This window comes from Psychromicrobium ferritrahens (assembly GCF_043789415.1).
Taxonomy (GTDB): domain Bacteria; phylum Actinomycetota; class Actinomycetes; order Actinomycetales; family Micrococcaceae; genus Renibacterium.
Window position 1 is genome coordinate 1542792 of sequence record NZ_JBDLLW010000001.1, and the last position, 14755, is coordinate 1557546.

At 59.7% G+C, this 14755-nt stretch carries 10 protein-coding genes and 2 tRNA genes; 9 read left to right on the forward strand and 3 right to left on the reverse strand.

Annotation, left to right across the window (positions count from 1 at the left end; translation table 11 throughout):
* Positions 1-109: 109 nt before the first annotated feature.
* Positions 110-634, forward strand: coding sequence for a hypothetical protein (locus tag ABDK06_RS07115; RefSeq protein ID WP_394940269.1), 525 nt, complete (start codon positions 110-112; stop codon positions 632-634).
* An 83-nt stretch (positions 635-717) separates the two neighbouring features.
* Here ABDK06_RS07115 and ABDK06_RS07120 read toward each other — a convergent pair whose 3' ends face one another.
* The gene (locus ABDK06_RS07120) at positions 718-1677 is read right to left on the reverse strand and encodes an NAD(P)H-quinone oxidoreductase (protein WP_394940270.1); all 960 of its coding nucleotides are present in this window, start codon (positions 1675-1677) and stop codon (positions 718-720) included.
* A gap of 21 nt (positions 1678-1698) precedes the next feature.
* Between ABDK06_RS07120 and ABDK06_RS07125 the strand changes: the two genes are divergently transcribed.
* From ABDK06_RS07125 to ABDK06_RS07140, 4 genes are all read left to right on the forward strand, one after another.
* Entirely contained in the window at positions 1699-2103 is a 405-nt protein-coding gene (locus ABDK06_RS07125) for a DoxX family protein (RefSeq protein WP_394940271.1), read from the forward strand.
* Between the two features lie 98 nt (positions 2104-2201).
* A tRNA-Ser gene (locus ABDK06_RS07130) sits at positions 2202-2289 on the forward strand.
* Positions 2290-2622: 333 nt separating this feature from the next.
* Positions 2623-3132 carry a septum formation family protein gene (locus tag ABDK06_RS07135; protein ID WP_394940272.1) on the forward strand — a complete coding sequence of 170 codons (510 nt, stop codon included), beginning with the start codon at positions 2623-2625 and terminating at the stop codon, positions 3130-3132.
* 204 nt (positions 3133-3336) lie between these two features.
* On the forward strand, positions 3337-8070 hold the full coding sequence (locus ABDK06_RS07140; RefSeq protein ID WP_394940273.1) for an ExeM/NucH family extracellular endonuclease: 4734 nt from the start codon (positions 3337-3339) through the stop codon (positions 8068-8070).
* A 99-nt stretch (positions 8071-8169) separates the two neighbouring features.
* Here ABDK06_RS07140 and ABDK06_RS07145 read toward each other — a convergent pair whose 3' ends face one another.
* Positions 8170-10017: an FAD/NAD(P)-binding protein gene (locus tag ABDK06_RS07145; protein WP_394940274.1), complete on the reverse strand. Its 1848-nt coding sequence runs from the start codon at positions 10015-10017 to the stop codon at positions 8170-8172.
* 25 nt (positions 10018-10042) lie between these two features.
* Here ABDK06_RS07145 and ABDK06_RS07150 point away from each other — a divergent pair, with 25 nt between their 5' ends.
* The 4 genes from ABDK06_RS07150 (at position 10043) to ABDK06_RS07165 (ending at position 14098) form a co-directional block, all read left to right on the forward strand.
* Entirely contained in the window at positions 10043-12148 is a 2106-nt protein-coding gene (locus ABDK06_RS07150; RefSeq protein ID WP_394940275.1) for a prolyl oligopeptidase family serine peptidase, read from the forward strand.
* Between the two features lie 13 nt (positions 12149-12161).
* Positions 12162-12638, forward strand: coding sequence for a GNAT family N-acetyltransferase (locus ABDK06_RS07155; protein WP_394940276.1), 477 nt, complete (start codon positions 12162-12164; stop codon positions 12636-12638).
* A gap of 109 nt (positions 12639-12747) precedes the next feature.
* Positions 12748-12838 (forward strand) — tRNA-Ser (locus ABDK06_RS07160).
* Between the two features lie 408 nt (positions 12839-13246).
* On the forward strand, positions 13247-14098 hold the full coding sequence (locus ABDK06_RS07165; protein WP_394940816.1) for a DUF3800 domain-containing protein: 852 nt from the start codon (positions 13247-13249) through the stop codon (positions 14096-14098).
* 451 nt (positions 14099-14549) lie between these two features.
* Here ABDK06_RS07165 and ABDK06_RS07170 read toward each other — a convergent pair whose 3' ends face one another.
* Positions 14550-14714: a hypothetical protein gene (locus tag ABDK06_RS07170; RefSeq protein WP_394940277.1), complete on the reverse strand. Its 165-nt coding sequence runs from the start codon at positions 14712-14714 to the stop codon at positions 14550-14552.
* Between the last annotated feature and the right edge of the window lie 41 nt (positions 14715-14755).

A 14755-nucleotide genomic window follows, 5' to 3' on the forward strand; every position in this document is an offset into this window, starting at 1 on the left:
GCTCTGTTCTAGCGCCAAGGTGCAGGATCCTCGCCTGATCAACGGGGATCCCGCACCCGGCCAGTTCTCCCTCACCTGACAGTCAATTCATTACCCTGGGGAAGCGCACATGACCCGCAATCTCAGTTTTCTCTGCTGCTCCGCGGTCGTCTTCGGACTCCTATTGCTCACTGCTTGTACGGGCAGCGATGCTGCGCCCACTGATTCAGATACGCCGATCCTGAACACCCAACAGGCCTGCGACGTCGTGAGCGTAGCCGTGCAGAAGATCAACGGATCGATCTACGATGAGCTCTACCCGCTCGCGAAAAAAGGGAACCCCTCAGAAGTCGCCGGAAAGCTCGACCAGCTTCGAACCGAAGTAACCACGGCGGCAGAAAAGCTCAAAGGATCGCCTTTATCCGCAAAATTCACCGAATACGCGGCAGCCTTCGACCCAGTTGCCACTCAGTTGCAGGGCATCGCCGCAGCCTTCCCGCCACCACCGGATAAGACCGAGAAACAGCTCGACTACCTCTATATGAGTAAATTGGCTGACCCGTTGAACAAGCAATCAAACATCGCCAAAGAACTCTGGATGGACTGCGGCAGCCCGAAAGTAGAACTCCCAGGCTCGCCGTCGTCGTCCCGATGAGGCGTCCCCTTGCGGGAATCTCGGCCCAGCCTTCGCTTGAATACTTTCGCTTAATTAACCGGATTAACCGGAGGCTCTCGCCATTAAACGGTGAGCAGGATCTTTCCCTGATGCTCGCCCGAATCAAAATACTCATGCGCCGCCGCCGCTTCTGAGAGGGGAAAGGTCTTACCGATGCTCGGGGTGAGCCGGCCGTCTGCTAGCAGCGGCCAAACATGCTGCTGCACCTGGCGCATGATCTCCGCCTTCTCCTCGAGGGACCGATAGCGCAGACCGGTGCCGAAGACCGCGCCGCGCTTAGCCATCAAAACTCCCAGATCAAGTTCTCCGGTTTTCCCACCCTGCAAACCGATCACTACGAGTCGACCGTCGAGGGCCAATGCCTCAACGTTCCTCGACAAATAAACAGCACCCATCACATCGAGAATGACGTCGGCTCCGCCATGCTGCTGAACAAGGTGGACGAAATCCTGCTCCCGGTAGTTGATCGCCTGATCCGCTCCGAGTTCCAGTATCCGCTGACACTTCTCAGCACTGCCCGCGGTGCTGATCACTTGTGCACCGTGGTGCTTCGCCAATTGAATCGCCATCGAACCGATCCCGCCCGCTCCGCCGTGAACCAGCAGAGTCTGCGCAGCGCGAAGTTTGGCGAGCATGAAAACGTTGGAATAAACGGTGGCGGCCACCTCGGGAATTCCCGCGGCGGCGATCAGATCTATGCCCTCCGGGGCCGGAAGCACCTGCCCGGCCGGTGCCGCGACGCGCTCCGCGTAGCCGCCGCCAGCAAGAAGCGCCACTACTGGCTGCCCTTCTTCGAACCCCTGAGCGGCCTGGGCTACCCGGCCGGACACTTCAAGACCGGGAAAATCCGGGGCGCCAGGAGGCGAGGGGTATAGGCCCCGTCGCTGCTGCACATCGGCTCGGTTGATCCCAGCGGCGACGACGTCGATCAGTACTTCGCCGGGTTTCAGAGAAGGATCCGGCAGCTCAGTGAGTTGCAGAGCCTCCGGACCTCCGGGGACTAAAGCAGTGACGGCTTTCATTTCGGCTCCTATGATGTGACCATGACACAACATCCGACAGTTAGCTCAACTCAGCGTATCGGCAAAGGCGCCAGGATCGCAGGTTGGATTGTGACGGGCTTGGTCACTCTCTTCCTGGCTTTCGACGGCGTGACTCATCTGCTGAATCCGGCGGTGGTGCAGGAATCGATGAAGCAATTGGGCTACCCCGAGGGGCTGGCTTTGCCGATCGGCATCGTAGAACTCGTCATCTTGGCACTGACCCTCATTCCGCGCACCGCGATTCTTGGAGCTATCCTGATGACCGGCTATCTAGGTGGCGCGGTGACCAGCCAACTCCGCGTCGAAGCCCCGCTCTTCAGCACCGTGCTTTTCGCCGTCTACGTCGGGATTGGCCTGTGGTTGGGTCTGTGGCTGCGGGATGTTCGGGTCCGCAGATTGCTCTGAGGCCTCGCCATCCGGAAGCTAAGCGCTCCCTCGGGGCGCTGGGCAGGCTTTGCCTGACTTTGATTGACGGGGCAGAGTCGTGAAACACTAGTAGTTCTGGAAGGTTGTCCGAGCGGCCGATGGAGCTGGTCTTGAAAACCAGTGGGCGGTAACCCCGTCTCATGGGTTCAAATCCCATACCTTCCGCGCTAAGCCCTCTGACCGAGTTCGGTCGGAGGGCTTTTTGTTGGCTCCCCCTCATCGAGTGTGTAGATCTCCATCTTTTGGGGGCCCTTAACATGTAGATCTACACACTCGATGGGGGAGGTGGCGACGCCGGATCGGCGGCAGTCCGGCAGTAGATACCGATAGCGTTTCACAAATTTATGACAGCATCGGGAAATTTTTAGATTTTCCGGAAAATTAGCTGTAAATCTCCTGTACGAATGGGCTATTCTCAGCAAGTAACTTTTGTTCAAAAATGAATTGGTTAGCTCGAGTAGCCCGCCTGGAACCGTGAAATGACTGAGGAGTTCAACGATGTTCGCTGCGATGAAATCACGCCGCTTAGGTATTACAGCTGTTGCAGGCGGGGCCTTAGTACTCGGTCTCTCGCTCAGTGGCTGCAGCCTGCTCGACGGAGGCGGCCCGGCACGCGACCCCAGCGGCACCGTGACAGCGACCTCCACCTCGGATGCCTTCCAGATCAAGGTCGGCGATTGCATTCAGGATCCCGGTGGCACTTCGGTCACCGATGTGGTGAGCGTGCCCTGCAGTCAGCCCCATGACTACGAGGCTTTTGACCGCACCCTGATGAAGGACGGCGACTACCCAGGCAAGCAGGCAGTAACAGATCAAGCCGATGCTTACTGCGAACCAGCCTTTGAAAAGTTCGTCGGGGTCAAAACCGAGGACTCTGTCTTGAACATGACCTACTTCTTCCCGACCGAAGAGAGCTGGAAAGCCGATGATCGCGAAATTCTCTGCCTCATTGCTGGCGAGAAAGAAGGCGTAAAGGTCACCGGCAGCCTCAAGGGCGCCAAGAAGTAGCCAGCAGCCTGAAGGCGGTTCTGCAACTCAGCGGAGCCGCCTTTGGCGTATGTTTGTGAAGTTCTCGCTACCACGCAACCTAGCGTTAACCCCCATCTGATTCACTGAAGTGCTTCAGTCGCGTCGCCTTCACTATCGCATCAGGCTCAGGGGGCCATTGAGCCTAGGTATGACTCAAAGACGAGCTAAAAGAAACGGGGAAATATGACAGTCAAGTCCATCCGCATGACGCTGGGGGCGGTGCTCGCTGCGGCTCTTTTTGCCGCACCGCTAGCCACCGCGCCAGCCATTGCAGCCAACGAAACACCAAGGGTTGCCGGTACCTCACCGGTGCTGATCAACGAGGCTTATCTCAATGGCGGTTCAGCTGGCGCCGTCTATAAGAATAAATTCGTCGAGCTCTACAACACCAGTGATGCTGCGGTCTCGCTCAGTGGCTGGTCCTTGCAGTATCGCAGCGCGACCGGCTCAGCTGCCCCCACCGGGGTGACCCCGCTGAGCGGCTCCATTGCACCGCACGGCTACTACCTGATCAAGGGAAACAGCAATGCCGCCAACGGCGCGGAACTCCCGGCAGCCGACGCGGATGCTTCCAACTACAGCTTCGCCGCAGCCGGCGGCACCCTCATCCTGGCCAAGAAGGCCTCCGCGCTGAACCCGCTCGCCACCGGCTCTGTCACGGACAACGCCGATATCGCCGATCTGCTCGGCTACGGCACCTCGAATACTTTTGAAACCGCGGCCTCCAGCGCCGCCAGCGTGACGAAATCGCTGAATCGAACGAACTTCGCGGACACAAATAACAATTCCGCCGATTTCAGCGCCTCCACGAACGTCACCCCGCAGGGCAGCAAGAGCGATCCCGGCCCGGGCGACCCAGGACCTGGCAACCCGACCATCGCCGCGATCAAGGACATCCAAGGCACCAGCGATACCAGCCCCTTGGTGAACCAGAGCGTCACCACCCGTGGTGTGGTCACCGCTGTCTACCCGACGGGTGGTTTCAACGGCTACTACATCCAGACCGAGGGCACCGGCGGCGATCTCGATCTCGCGACGCACAAGGCTTCGGACGCCGTCTTCGTCTACTCTCCCTCAACCGTCACCCAGGTGCAGCCCGGCGACTTCGTCGAGGTCACCGGCACGGTCAGTGAGTACAAGGGCGCCAATGACGCCACGTCGCTCACCGAGATCACGGTTCCCGCGGATAAGCTCAGCAAGCTGAGCCAGCCTGCGGTCGCGGTGAAGGCCGCCGTCGTCGATCTTCCCGCGAGCGCAGCGGAACGCGAATCCCTGGAAGGCATGCTCTTCGCTCCTAAGGGCGACTTCACTGTCTCCGATAACTACTCCCTGAACCAGTACGGCGAGCTCGAACTCGCTTCAGGCAACTCGCCACTGGTCCAGCCGAACGCCCTCTACCCCTATGGGAGCAGCGAGAACACCGCACTGATCGCTTCCAATGCGGCTAAGTCGATCGGTCTTGACGACGGCGCCTCCACGAACTTCCTGAGTGCCGCCAACCAGGGCACCCCGCTGCCCTACCTGACTACGACGTCGTCGTTGCGGGTCGGCTCAGCGGTCACCTTCAAGACCAATGTCATCTTCGACAACCGCAACGGCGACTATAAGTTGCAGCCGCTGACCCAGCTCACTCCCGCCAATGCGGCGAGCGTGCAGCCAGCCAGTTTCTCCGACACCCGCTCAGCTCCGGCTAATGTCGGCGGCGATCTGAAGATCGCCTCCTTCAATGTGCAGAACTACTTCATCCACACCGGCGATCTGGACCCGGCCTGTCAGGCCTATTCTGACCGAGCAGGGAACAAGATCACGGTACGCACCGGCTGCACTCAGCGTGGCGCCTGGGACGCGGCTAATCTGCAACGCCAGCAGGACAAAGTGGTTGCCGGCATCATCGGCACCGGAGCAGATATTCTCTCCCTGGAGGAAATTGAGAACTCGGCTAAATTCGCCGATAGCGCGACTGACCGGGACAAAGCGCTGCGAACCCTGGTCAACGCGCTGAACGCCAAGCTCGGCTCCACCGTCTGGGACTACGTGCGCTCTCCGCAGACCCGCCCGGACGTCAGCAAAGAAGATGTGATCCGCACCGCCTTCATCTTCAAGACGGCGGCAGCCGAACCGGTGGGCGATTCGATCATCCTCGACGACGTCGCTTTCACCGGCATCGCTCGTCAGCCGCTGGCACAGGTCTTCAAGCCGAAGGGCGGCTCGGATTCCGAGCAGTTCCTGGCCATTGTGAACCACTTCAAGTCCAAGGGCTCGGCGCCAGCCAATGACCCCAGCGACACCGATAAGGGCCAGGGGAACTCCAATAAGGCCCGGGTCAAGCAGGCTCAGGCCCTGATCGGCTTCGCCAACACTCTCAAAGCGCAGAAGAACACCCAGCGGGTGCTCTTGATCGGCGACTTCAATGCCTACAGCAAAGAAGATCCGATCAACACGCTGACCGCCGCCGGTTACACGGACCTCGATCCGCAGACCGGCAAGCACTCCTATCTCTACGACGGCCGGGTTGGCTCGCTCGACCATGTGCTGGTCTCCAGCGAATTCGTGCCCTCAATCACCGGTGCCGATATCTGGAATATCAACTCGGTCGAGCCGATCGCGCTGAACTACTCGCGTTACAACTACAACGTCACGAACTACTACAACACCGAGCCCTACGCCGCGAGTGACCACGACCCGGTGGTCGTCGGCCTCAAGCTGAAGAGCGCCGAAGCGAACCCGCTCGAAGTGAACCTGTTGAATATCAACGACTTCCACGGTCGGATCGATGAGAACACGGTGAATTTCAGCGGCACGGTTGAGCAGCTCAAGGCGGCTTCGCCGAACGGAGCTACCGCCTTCCTCTCGGCCGGGGACAATGTCAGCGCTTCGCTGTACGCCTCGGCAGTGCAGAAGGATCAGCCGACCATCGATGTACTCAACGCCATGGGCCTGCAGGCGTCAGCCGTTGGTAATCACGAGTTCGACGGCGGTTTCACCGATCTGAAGGACCGGATCATCAAGGGCGGAGGCAATGCCGCATGGGGTTATCTGGGTGCCAATGTGTACCTGAAGGGAACCACCACCCCGGCGCTGGACGAGTACAAGATCCTCACCGTGAACGGCGTGAAAGTCGCCGTGATCGGTGCGGTGACCGGTGAAACCCCGACCCTGGTGAGCCCGGGTGGCATCACCCAGCTCGAATTCGGCGATCCGGTGGATGCGGTCAACCGGGTGGCTGCCAAGATCAAGGCTCAGGGCCTAGCCGATGTCATCGTGGCCGAATACCACGAGGGCGCTGCCGAAGGCACCCCGGACGGAGCTAGCCTGGAGCAGGAACTCAATGCTCCGGCCGGCCAGAACGAGGCGTTCAAGAAGATCGTGAACCAGACCTCTCCGGCCGTCAACGCTATCTTCACCGGTCACACCCATAAGGAATACGCCTGGGACGCTCCCATTCCGGGTGTTGCCGCTGATGCACCAGTGAAGACCCGTCCAGTGCTGCAAACCGGTGACTACGGTGAGAACGTCGGACAGGTTCAGCTCTACATCGATCCGACGAGCAAGCAGGTTGTGAGCTACCAGCAGCGCAACGTTCCGCGCACCACCACCCCTGCCGCCGATCTGGTCAGCCAGTTCCCGGTCGCAGCGAAGGTCAAGCAGATCGTGGACGCCGCTCTGGCCTATGCCAAGGCGGAAGGCTCCAAGCCGATCGGCAAGATCGCCGCGGATATCACCACGGCACAGATCTTCGACCCGGCGACCGGAAAGTACTCCCGTGATGACCGGCAGAACGAATCCACCCTGGGAAATCTGGTGGCCAATGCGCTGAAGTCCTCGCTCTCCGATCCGAACCTGGGTGGCGCTGAGATCGGCGTCGTGAATCCGGGCGGCCTGCGCTCCGACCTGCTGTTCAAGGCAGCGGGTCCGGAAGGCGATGGCGTGGTCACGATCGCGGAGGCCAATGCCGTGCTGCCGTTCTTGAACAATCTGTGGACCACCAGCTTGACCGGTGCGCAGTTCAAGACGCTCCTAGAACAGCAGTGGCAGACGAATGCGGATGGCACCATCCCGAGTCGTCCGTTCCTGAACCTGGGACTGTCGAAGAACGTGGATTACACCTACGATCCGTCCAAACCCCTGGGCAGCCACGTGACCTCGATCGTGATCAACGGGGCACCGATCGATCCCGCGAAGTCCTACCGGATCGGCACCTTCAGCTTCCTGACCACCGGCGGTGACAACTTCCGGATCTTCAAGGACGGGAAGAATGCCAAGGACAGCGGGCTGGTGGATCGGGATGCCTGGTTCAAGTACCTCTCCACTGAATCGGCCAAAGCGCCGATCGCTCCCGATTTCAGCCGTCGCGGGCTGAGCGTGAGCGATGCCCCCGGCTCGGTGAAGGAGAACGACCAGGTCTCGGTCAAGCTGCAGAAACTCGATCTGACCTCGCTGGGTACCCCGGTGAGCAGCAAGGTCAGCGTTCGCTACGATCCTTCCGGAATCGGTGGCGGCAAGGGCTGGGCGTTGACCACTGCGGTCGTTCCAGCCGACCTGGGCAGCACCTCGGTCTCCGGTGGCGCGGCAACCGTGAGCTTCAAGATGCCGACACAGGTCAACGGCGGACGCCTCACCATCACCACCGATGGCGGAAGCTATGCACGATTGCCGATCAATATCGGCAAGACCGCGGTTGACCCGGGGACGAACCCCGGGACAAACCCAGGGACCAACCCCGGAACTAAACCGGGCACGAAGCCCGGGACCCAACCCGGTGCCAACCCGGGTACCGACGGCGGCAACACCGCGGGTGAAGGCGAGTTGCCGAATACCGGCTTCCCGCTGGCGCCCCTGGGACTCGGCGTGCTGGCATTGCTCAGTGCCGGTGTGGCGCTGACGGTCGCTGCGCGACGCAGGAAAGTCACTAACTAGTAGCCAGTGAAAGACGCTGCATCGGTCTCCCGGCTCAGGGAGGCCGGTGCAGCGTCTTGCTTTAAGCGGCTGCGACGCGATCCGCAAGAGTTGGAGAGCTCAGCGCGGGGTGCGCAGAATATCGCTGGCAATCCGATCGGCGTCCACTAAAGTCTGATATCCGCTGGGGTACTGAGCTTGCGCTTCGGCTGCGATCGCGGTGCCCCATTGGGTTGAAGAGAGCTGAAGTCCCAGCAGATAAAGGTCATCCACCACGGTTCCGGAGGCGTCGAGCAGGCGATAGGGCGGCTCACTGACGTCGAGACCGCTGGTGAGCACGACGTCGCCGTCAGAAGCCAGCATCGCTTTGGGCCTGGCCAAGCCATCGGCCAGTAAGCGTTGCAAAAGCGGCGATGAGCTCTGGAGCACCCGGTTGGCGGGGGACATCGCCTCCACAAGCTGCTTAGCTCGCCAAGGGGCTCCCTGCACCCAAGGAGAACGCGCCAGAAATCCTTCTTGATCAACCGAGAACCTGGGGTCCGGGCCGATAAAGCGCACGACGCCGGCTCGGGCCAGAGCGGCGAGCTGCTCGATCCGCACAGCAGGAGGACCGCTCGCCAGGCCCTCCACCAGAGGCTCGAACCAGCCCCGCAGCTCGGCCAGCCAGGAAGCCTCGGTGATTCCGCCATCAAGCACGAATCCCTTGATCAGAGCCCGCCCCTTATTGAGCGCGCCGATCGCCATCTTGACCGGATCTGACTCTCCCGCAGCCGAACCTTGCGCGTCCCGCTCCAACTCATTGAGCACTGCCGCATCGAACTCTCGGTGGCTGGCGAAACGACGACCGGCAAAGGGCTTGGCCAACGATTCCAGAGCGAGCCGCTGGGATACCGGGATGCCGGATTCAAAGGCTTGGCAGGCGAGCTGCCAATCGGGCTGCTGAAGCGCGGTGGCGAGCTCCTCCGACGTCCCACCCAACAGGGTCGTGTAATAGGCCCAGAGGACGTCCTTGTGCAATGCCGGCCAGAGATCGTGCTCAAAGCCCGGTAGTTGCTGGCTCTGCTGGGCGAGTTGCTCGGTCAAGAATCTGAGTTCCACCGCGGCAGGATAATAGCTTTTCAGCTCCGCCTTGGCACGGTAGGGGGTGCCTCGCCGGGAAGCCGCGAGGATCTTCGGCTCCTGACCGCTGGGCCAATATCGCAACGCTCGCCCTGCTCCGTCGCCGGTGGCTTCGAAGCGTCCGCCGCGGCCCTGGGTCCACTGCACCAGCAGATCGAAGAAATTCAGTCCCATACCCCGCACCAGGACGTTTTCTCCCGCGGAGACCTGTGACCAGTCCACATCAGCGGGGATCGCGGGCGGCCAGTAGCCGAGGCCCTCGGAGCGGGCGGCTTCGGCGAACTCACTCTGTTCAGCGCTGAGGTTCGCAGGCAGGTGGCCGAGCGCCAGAACCACGGCGTCGGCCTCCAGCGCCGACGAATCCGCGTCGGAGAGCCGAATCGAATAGCCGCCTTCAGCGTTCTTTTCAATCGACTCCGCCTCGCTCTGATGCCACTGCACGCTCACCTCCGGGGGCAGCGAGTTCAGCAGTCTCTCAAAGGTCCAGCGCAGATAGCGGCCGTAGACCGCTCGTGGCGGAAACTCTTCCCTGCCGAGTTCAGGGGCGAATCGAGCCCGCCAGTCATTGAAGGTCAGCCCGGTGATCGAGACCGCTTCAACCCCTTGATCGGGCACCACGGTGGGGAAGAAGGACTGCGTGTTCATCAGGTAGAGCTCAGATTGCTCAGTGCGCCAGACCCGCCCAGGCCCCGCGGGGAAAGGGTCCACCAGGTGGATGGATACCGCGAGAGGCTGCCCCGTCGACCGCGCGCTGAGCTGCGAGATCAGCCGTTCCAGCACGGAGGTGCCCCGCGGCCCCGCGCCAATAATGGCGACACGGAGAGTCTGCGAAGACGGCGAGGAGAGCATGAAATGAGCTTACTAGGATGGTGGTATGACCTCTCACACCACCGTTACGCAGCACGACGACGAAAACCTCTGGTTGGAAGACATCTACGGTGAGGCTCCACTCGCCTGGGTCCGTGAACGCAATGCATTAACCGAGGAGAAATTGCAAAGTGCCGAGTACGCGGCACTCGAAAACCGGGTACTGGAGGTTCTGGACTCGAAGGACCGGATCGCTGAGGTGGTGAAACGCGGCGACCACTACTACAACCTCTGGCAGGACGAGGCGAACCCCCGCGGAGTATGGCGGCGGACTCGCTGGGAATCCTACCTCTCAGATTCTCCTGAGTGGGAGACCGTGCTAGATCTCGACGCCCTGGGAGCAGCGGAGGGCAGCCAGTGGGTTTGGCACGGCACCAGCTTCTTGCGACCGGCAAAGGGCGAACCGCACCGCCGCTGCCTGATCAGATTGTCCCCCGATGGAGGGGACGCGCACGTACAGCGCGAGTTCGACGTCGTCGAGAAGGCTTTTGTCGATCCGGCAGCCGGTGGCTTCGTACTGCCGGTAGCGAAGTCCGATGCCTCCTGGAAGGACGCCGATACCCTGATCGTGTCGACGGACTTCGGGCCCGGAACGCTGACCAGTTCGTCCTATCCCAGAACCGCCAGGCTGCTCCGACGTGGCCAGGAACTCAGTGCAGCCGAGCCGTACTTCGAGGTTCCAACGGAACATATGGTCACTCATGTGTTCCACGATGACACCCCCGGCTTCGAGCGGGACATCGCGCTGGATGTGATTGATTTCTTCTCCCGGCAGACCTATCTGCGTCGCGGCGAGGCCTGGCAGAGTCTGGAACTCCCCGCCGACGTCAATGTGGAACTGCATCGTCAATGGATGCTCTTGCGGCCGCAGAGCGACACCGAAGTAGCAGGCACAGCCCTGCTCGGCGGCGCGCTCTACGCGATCGAGCTGGAGGAATTCCTGGCCGGTGCAGGAGGCTTCATCACGGTCTTCAGCCCAGATGCGCAGACCTCCTTGCAGGGCTGGAGCTGGACCAAGAACTACCTGCTGTTAGAACTGCTACAGGATGTCTCCAGCAAGATCCTGATCTGTGATCCCGCAGCGGGTTTCGCGCACCGGGAACTCGATGCTTGTCCGCCTCTGCACGTCGTGGGCATCACTCCGGTGGACGGTGACGACGAGGGGCTTAGCGCGGAGGGCTTCGCGGGTGACGACTACTGGCTGACGATCACCGGCTTCCTGACGCCGAGCACGCTTTTGCGCGGCTCGGTCACCCCCGGCAGTCCGGCAGCGCGCCAGCTGAAGGCCTCACCGTCCTTCTTCAACGAGGTAAATTATCGGGTGGAACAGCATTTCGCCTCCTCGCTGGATGGCACCAAGATCCCTTACTTCCAGGTTTCGCCGCGGAGCCTGGCCTTGGACGGCGATAACCCGGTGCTGCTTTCGGGCTATGGCGGTTTCGAGATCTCTCGCACCCCCGTCTACAGCGGTGTTGTGGGCCGCGGCTGGCTGGAGCGCGGTGGCAGCTATGTGGTGGCCAATATCCGCGGGGGCGGTGAATACGGACCTGGCTGGCATCTTGCAGCGCTCAAGGAAAACAGGCACAAAGCCTACGAGGACTTCGCCGCGGTGGCTCAAGACCTGATAGCTCGCAAAGTCACCCGACGGCAGAAACTGGCCTGTCAGGGCGGCAGCAACGGTGGGCTTCTGGTGGGCAATATGCTCACCCAATACCCGGAGTTGTTCGGCGCGATCTCCTGTGGTGTGCCGCTGCTGGATATGAAGCGCTACACCAAGCTCAGCGCCGGGTTCTCCTGGATCGCCGAATACGGTGATCCCGACGTCCCTGAGCAGTGGGAGTACATCAAAACCTTCTCGCCCTATCATCTGCTCCAGGCGGGAGTGGACTACCCGCCGACTTTCATCTGGACGGCGACCTCCGATGACCGGGTGGGGCCGGTGCAAGCTCGGAAGATGGCTGCCCGGATGGAAGCGATGGGAATCGCCCCGCTCTGGTATCTGGAGTCCTTAGAAGGTGGCCATGCCGGGGCAGCGGACAACGCTGGCCGGGCCCGGCTGGCTACCGCACCGCTGGAATTCATCTGGCGAGCACTCAACGACGGCGAGCTATGACCGGGATGTCCTGATGACCTCTGTGATACAAATGCGTGCCGCGGATATACCCCGGCTCGCTGAAGTACATGCTCAGGCCTGGAAAGAGACCTACGCTGGCATGCTCTCCGAGGAGTTCTTAGCCGCGGTCACGCCGGAATCCCGACTTCAGATGTGGCAGAGGGCCACTCCGGAGGGCATGAAGCGACACTGGGTTGCCGAGGACGACGGCATCATCGTCGGATTTGCCGGAGTACAGCCAGCAAAGCCCGGGACCGAAGCGGCGCGGGAGGAGCTCTGGGGTTTATACCTATTGCAGAGCCATCAAGGGCTCGGTCTTGGCGGTGCACTTTTGCGCGTTGCGCTGGAACAACGCCCGGCGTCGCTGTGGGTTGCCGAGGAAAACTCTCAAGCAATTGGCTTCTACCAGCATCAAGGTTTCACTTTCGACGGTGGCCGCGAAGTGGTCGAAGACTGGGAGAACCTGGTGGAGCTGAGAATGATACGTTAGCTGCTTCTTTTCCGATCGCGAGCCATGGCCGAAGTCACTTTGCGCAGAAGGCCATATGTTCGGTAGCCTTGTGAGGCTGGCTCTAGGCTTCTACTGGAGCCAGCACCTTGGAGACGTGCCAGAGCGGCCGAATGGGCTTCACTGCTAATGAAGTGTGGGGCAAAACTCCACCGGGGGTTCAAATCCCCCCGTCTCCGCCAGGTTTTGAACCCGGTTCATACGAAAGTGTGGGCCGGGTTTGTTTTTGGTGAAGACCAAGCGTACGGTATTTGGCGTCTCTCCAAACACCGTACGCTGTGACCCGCTGGGAACTTCGGTTTCAAAATAACGGGGACCTTCACCACCACGGCATCGTCTAGCCAATCTGCTCTGAACCCGCTAAGCCCCGACCGGTGCCCTGCTCTCGCTGTGAGCTTCCACCTTGGGTTATGAAAGACGATGAGTAAGCTCTAGATCATAGGTGTTGGCCACGCCACATTTTGATGGGCTTGCGTCGACGCAAGATACTACGCATACTGGAAGAGCATAAAGCATTCGCCGCATACTATGCGGCAGGTCCTACGGCCACTCTCGAGAGAGGGTGGCCGTAGTTGTATCGTCAGGGGGTAGTGTTGCTAATTTGCTATATCGATGAATCTGGCGACGAACAGCAACTCCGTACAGCGACAGATCCACCTCTGTTTGTGATGGCGGGTCTAATCGTGGACCACGAAAATGCAAAAAATTTAATCATGGAATTCTTGCAGCTAAAGAAGCAATACAATCCAATGCTTGCCAAGGATGACATCCGCCTTTCCGAAATTCTAAAATTTGAAGTAAAAGGTAGTGAATTGCGCAAAGAAATTCGCTCCGGAAACCGAAGAGCGTGGCGGCGCTCATATGGTTTTCTTGATCGCGTGATAGAGATGCTCGAACGTCACAACGTATCGATCCTGGGTGAGATCTACGTCAAGAATGCAGGCCCTCTAAACCCTTGGGTCTACGCTGAGGCAGTCGCCGCGCTCGCGCTGCAGTTTGAAGCTCAGCTTCGAGCCGCCCAAGTACCCGGAGCCATGGTTCTCGATGCGAGTACGAAAACCAAGAACGTTCCTAGCGTCAACCGCATCACCACAGAAAGATTCAAGCGGGGTGGGGATCCTTTTCGACATCTTATTGAGTCTCCGGTTTTTGGGCACAGCGATGCTCATGTGGTACTTCAATTAGCCGACATTATTTCCTCAGCATTCTTGTTCCCTATGGGGTGCGCAGCATTCTGCAACTCACTTATCGATAATGTCCACATTGCAGATCAGTACGCTGATATCCGCACGCGTTACGGTCCCAGACTAAGGCTGCTTGAGAACCGATACCAGGACATGACCGGCAAGAAGGTCGGAGGCGTGAGAGTCCACGATCACATGAATATGCAACCTTCCATCGCGCTATATCAGAAGACTGACTTCATCTTTCGAGAACGTTAGAAGGAAGCATGCCGAGATCAGGCACCTGAGCATCACGGCACTAGCCGATAAGGTTGAAAAGATCCGCACACAACCCTGACAGACCTCATTGTAAAGAACCTCGGCAACCTCACCTAGCGCCTGCTAGACATTTACTTGGCATTTTGATCTCGCTAGTCTAGCTATGCTCTATGAACTGGCCCACAACCGCTCAACCTCCCATTCGAGGTTCAAATCCCCCGTCTCCGCCGGGTTTGTTTTTGTCCGATTATGTGAAGTTTGTGCTGAGGTAAGTGCTGAAACACCACGAAGCTAAGTAGTACGAGGACCTCAGGATTTTGAGAATTCCGGTCTTTTTGCTTATTCGAAAGCTCTGTTCAGCGGGTATTATCTTGTTCGTTCGAGCACTCATTTGAGTCGTCTACAGCCAGCTCCTGGTGGTGGACAAGGTAAAGAAAGCTAATTCTCAATCTCAGAATGACGCGGGCTTTTGAGGGATGGTTTGCCCAGGGCCAGAAAATTTCTCAAAATAAGCTTGCAAGGCATGTTTCACCGCCAGGCGAACAATGCCGTATAGCAGAAGAGCGCCGAAGAAAATCGGAACCAGAGAGACTAAGAACCCAGCGATAACATCCATGCCTCCACTTTTTGGCACAGCAGGTTCAATGTCAATCCACT

Bases quoted from the DNA above. Each gene is read 5' to 3' on its own strand.
- ABDK06_RS07115 (WP_394940269.1), top strand. From the start codon at position 110: ATGACCCGCAATCTCAGTTTTCTCTGCTGCTCCGCGGTCGTCTTCGGA.
- ABDK06_RS07120 (WP_394940270.1), bottom strand. From the start codon at position 1,677: ATGAAAGCCGTCACTGCTTTAGTCCCCGGAGGTCCGGAGGCTCTGCAA.
- ABDK06_RS07125 (WP_394940271.1), top strand. From the start codon at position 1,699: ATGACACAACATCCGACAGTTAGCTCAACTCAGCGTATCGGCAAAGGC.
- ABDK06_RS07135 (WP_394940272.1), top strand. From the start codon at position 2,623: ATGTTCGCTGCGATGAAATCACGCCGCTTAGGTATTACAGCTGTTGCA.
- ABDK06_RS07140 (WP_394940273.1), top strand. From the start codon at position 3,337: ATGACAGTCAAGTCCATCCGCATGACGCTGGGGGCGGTGCTCGCTGCG.
- ABDK06_RS07145 (WP_394940274.1), bottom strand. From the start codon at position 10,017: ATGCTCTCCTCGCCGTCTTCGCAGACTCTCCGTGTCGCCATTATTGGC.
- ABDK06_RS07150 (WP_394940275.1), top strand. From the start codon at position 10,043: ATGACCTCTCACACCACCGTTACGCAGCACGACGACGAAAACCTCTGG.
- ABDK06_RS07155 (WP_394940276.1), top strand. From the start codon at position 12,162: ATGACCTCTGTGATACAAATGCGTGCCGCGGATATACCCCGGCTCGCT.
- ABDK06_RS07170 (WP_394940277.1), bottom strand. From the start codon at position 14,714: ATGGATGTTATCGCTGGGTTCTTAGTCTCTCTGGTTCCGATTTTCTTC.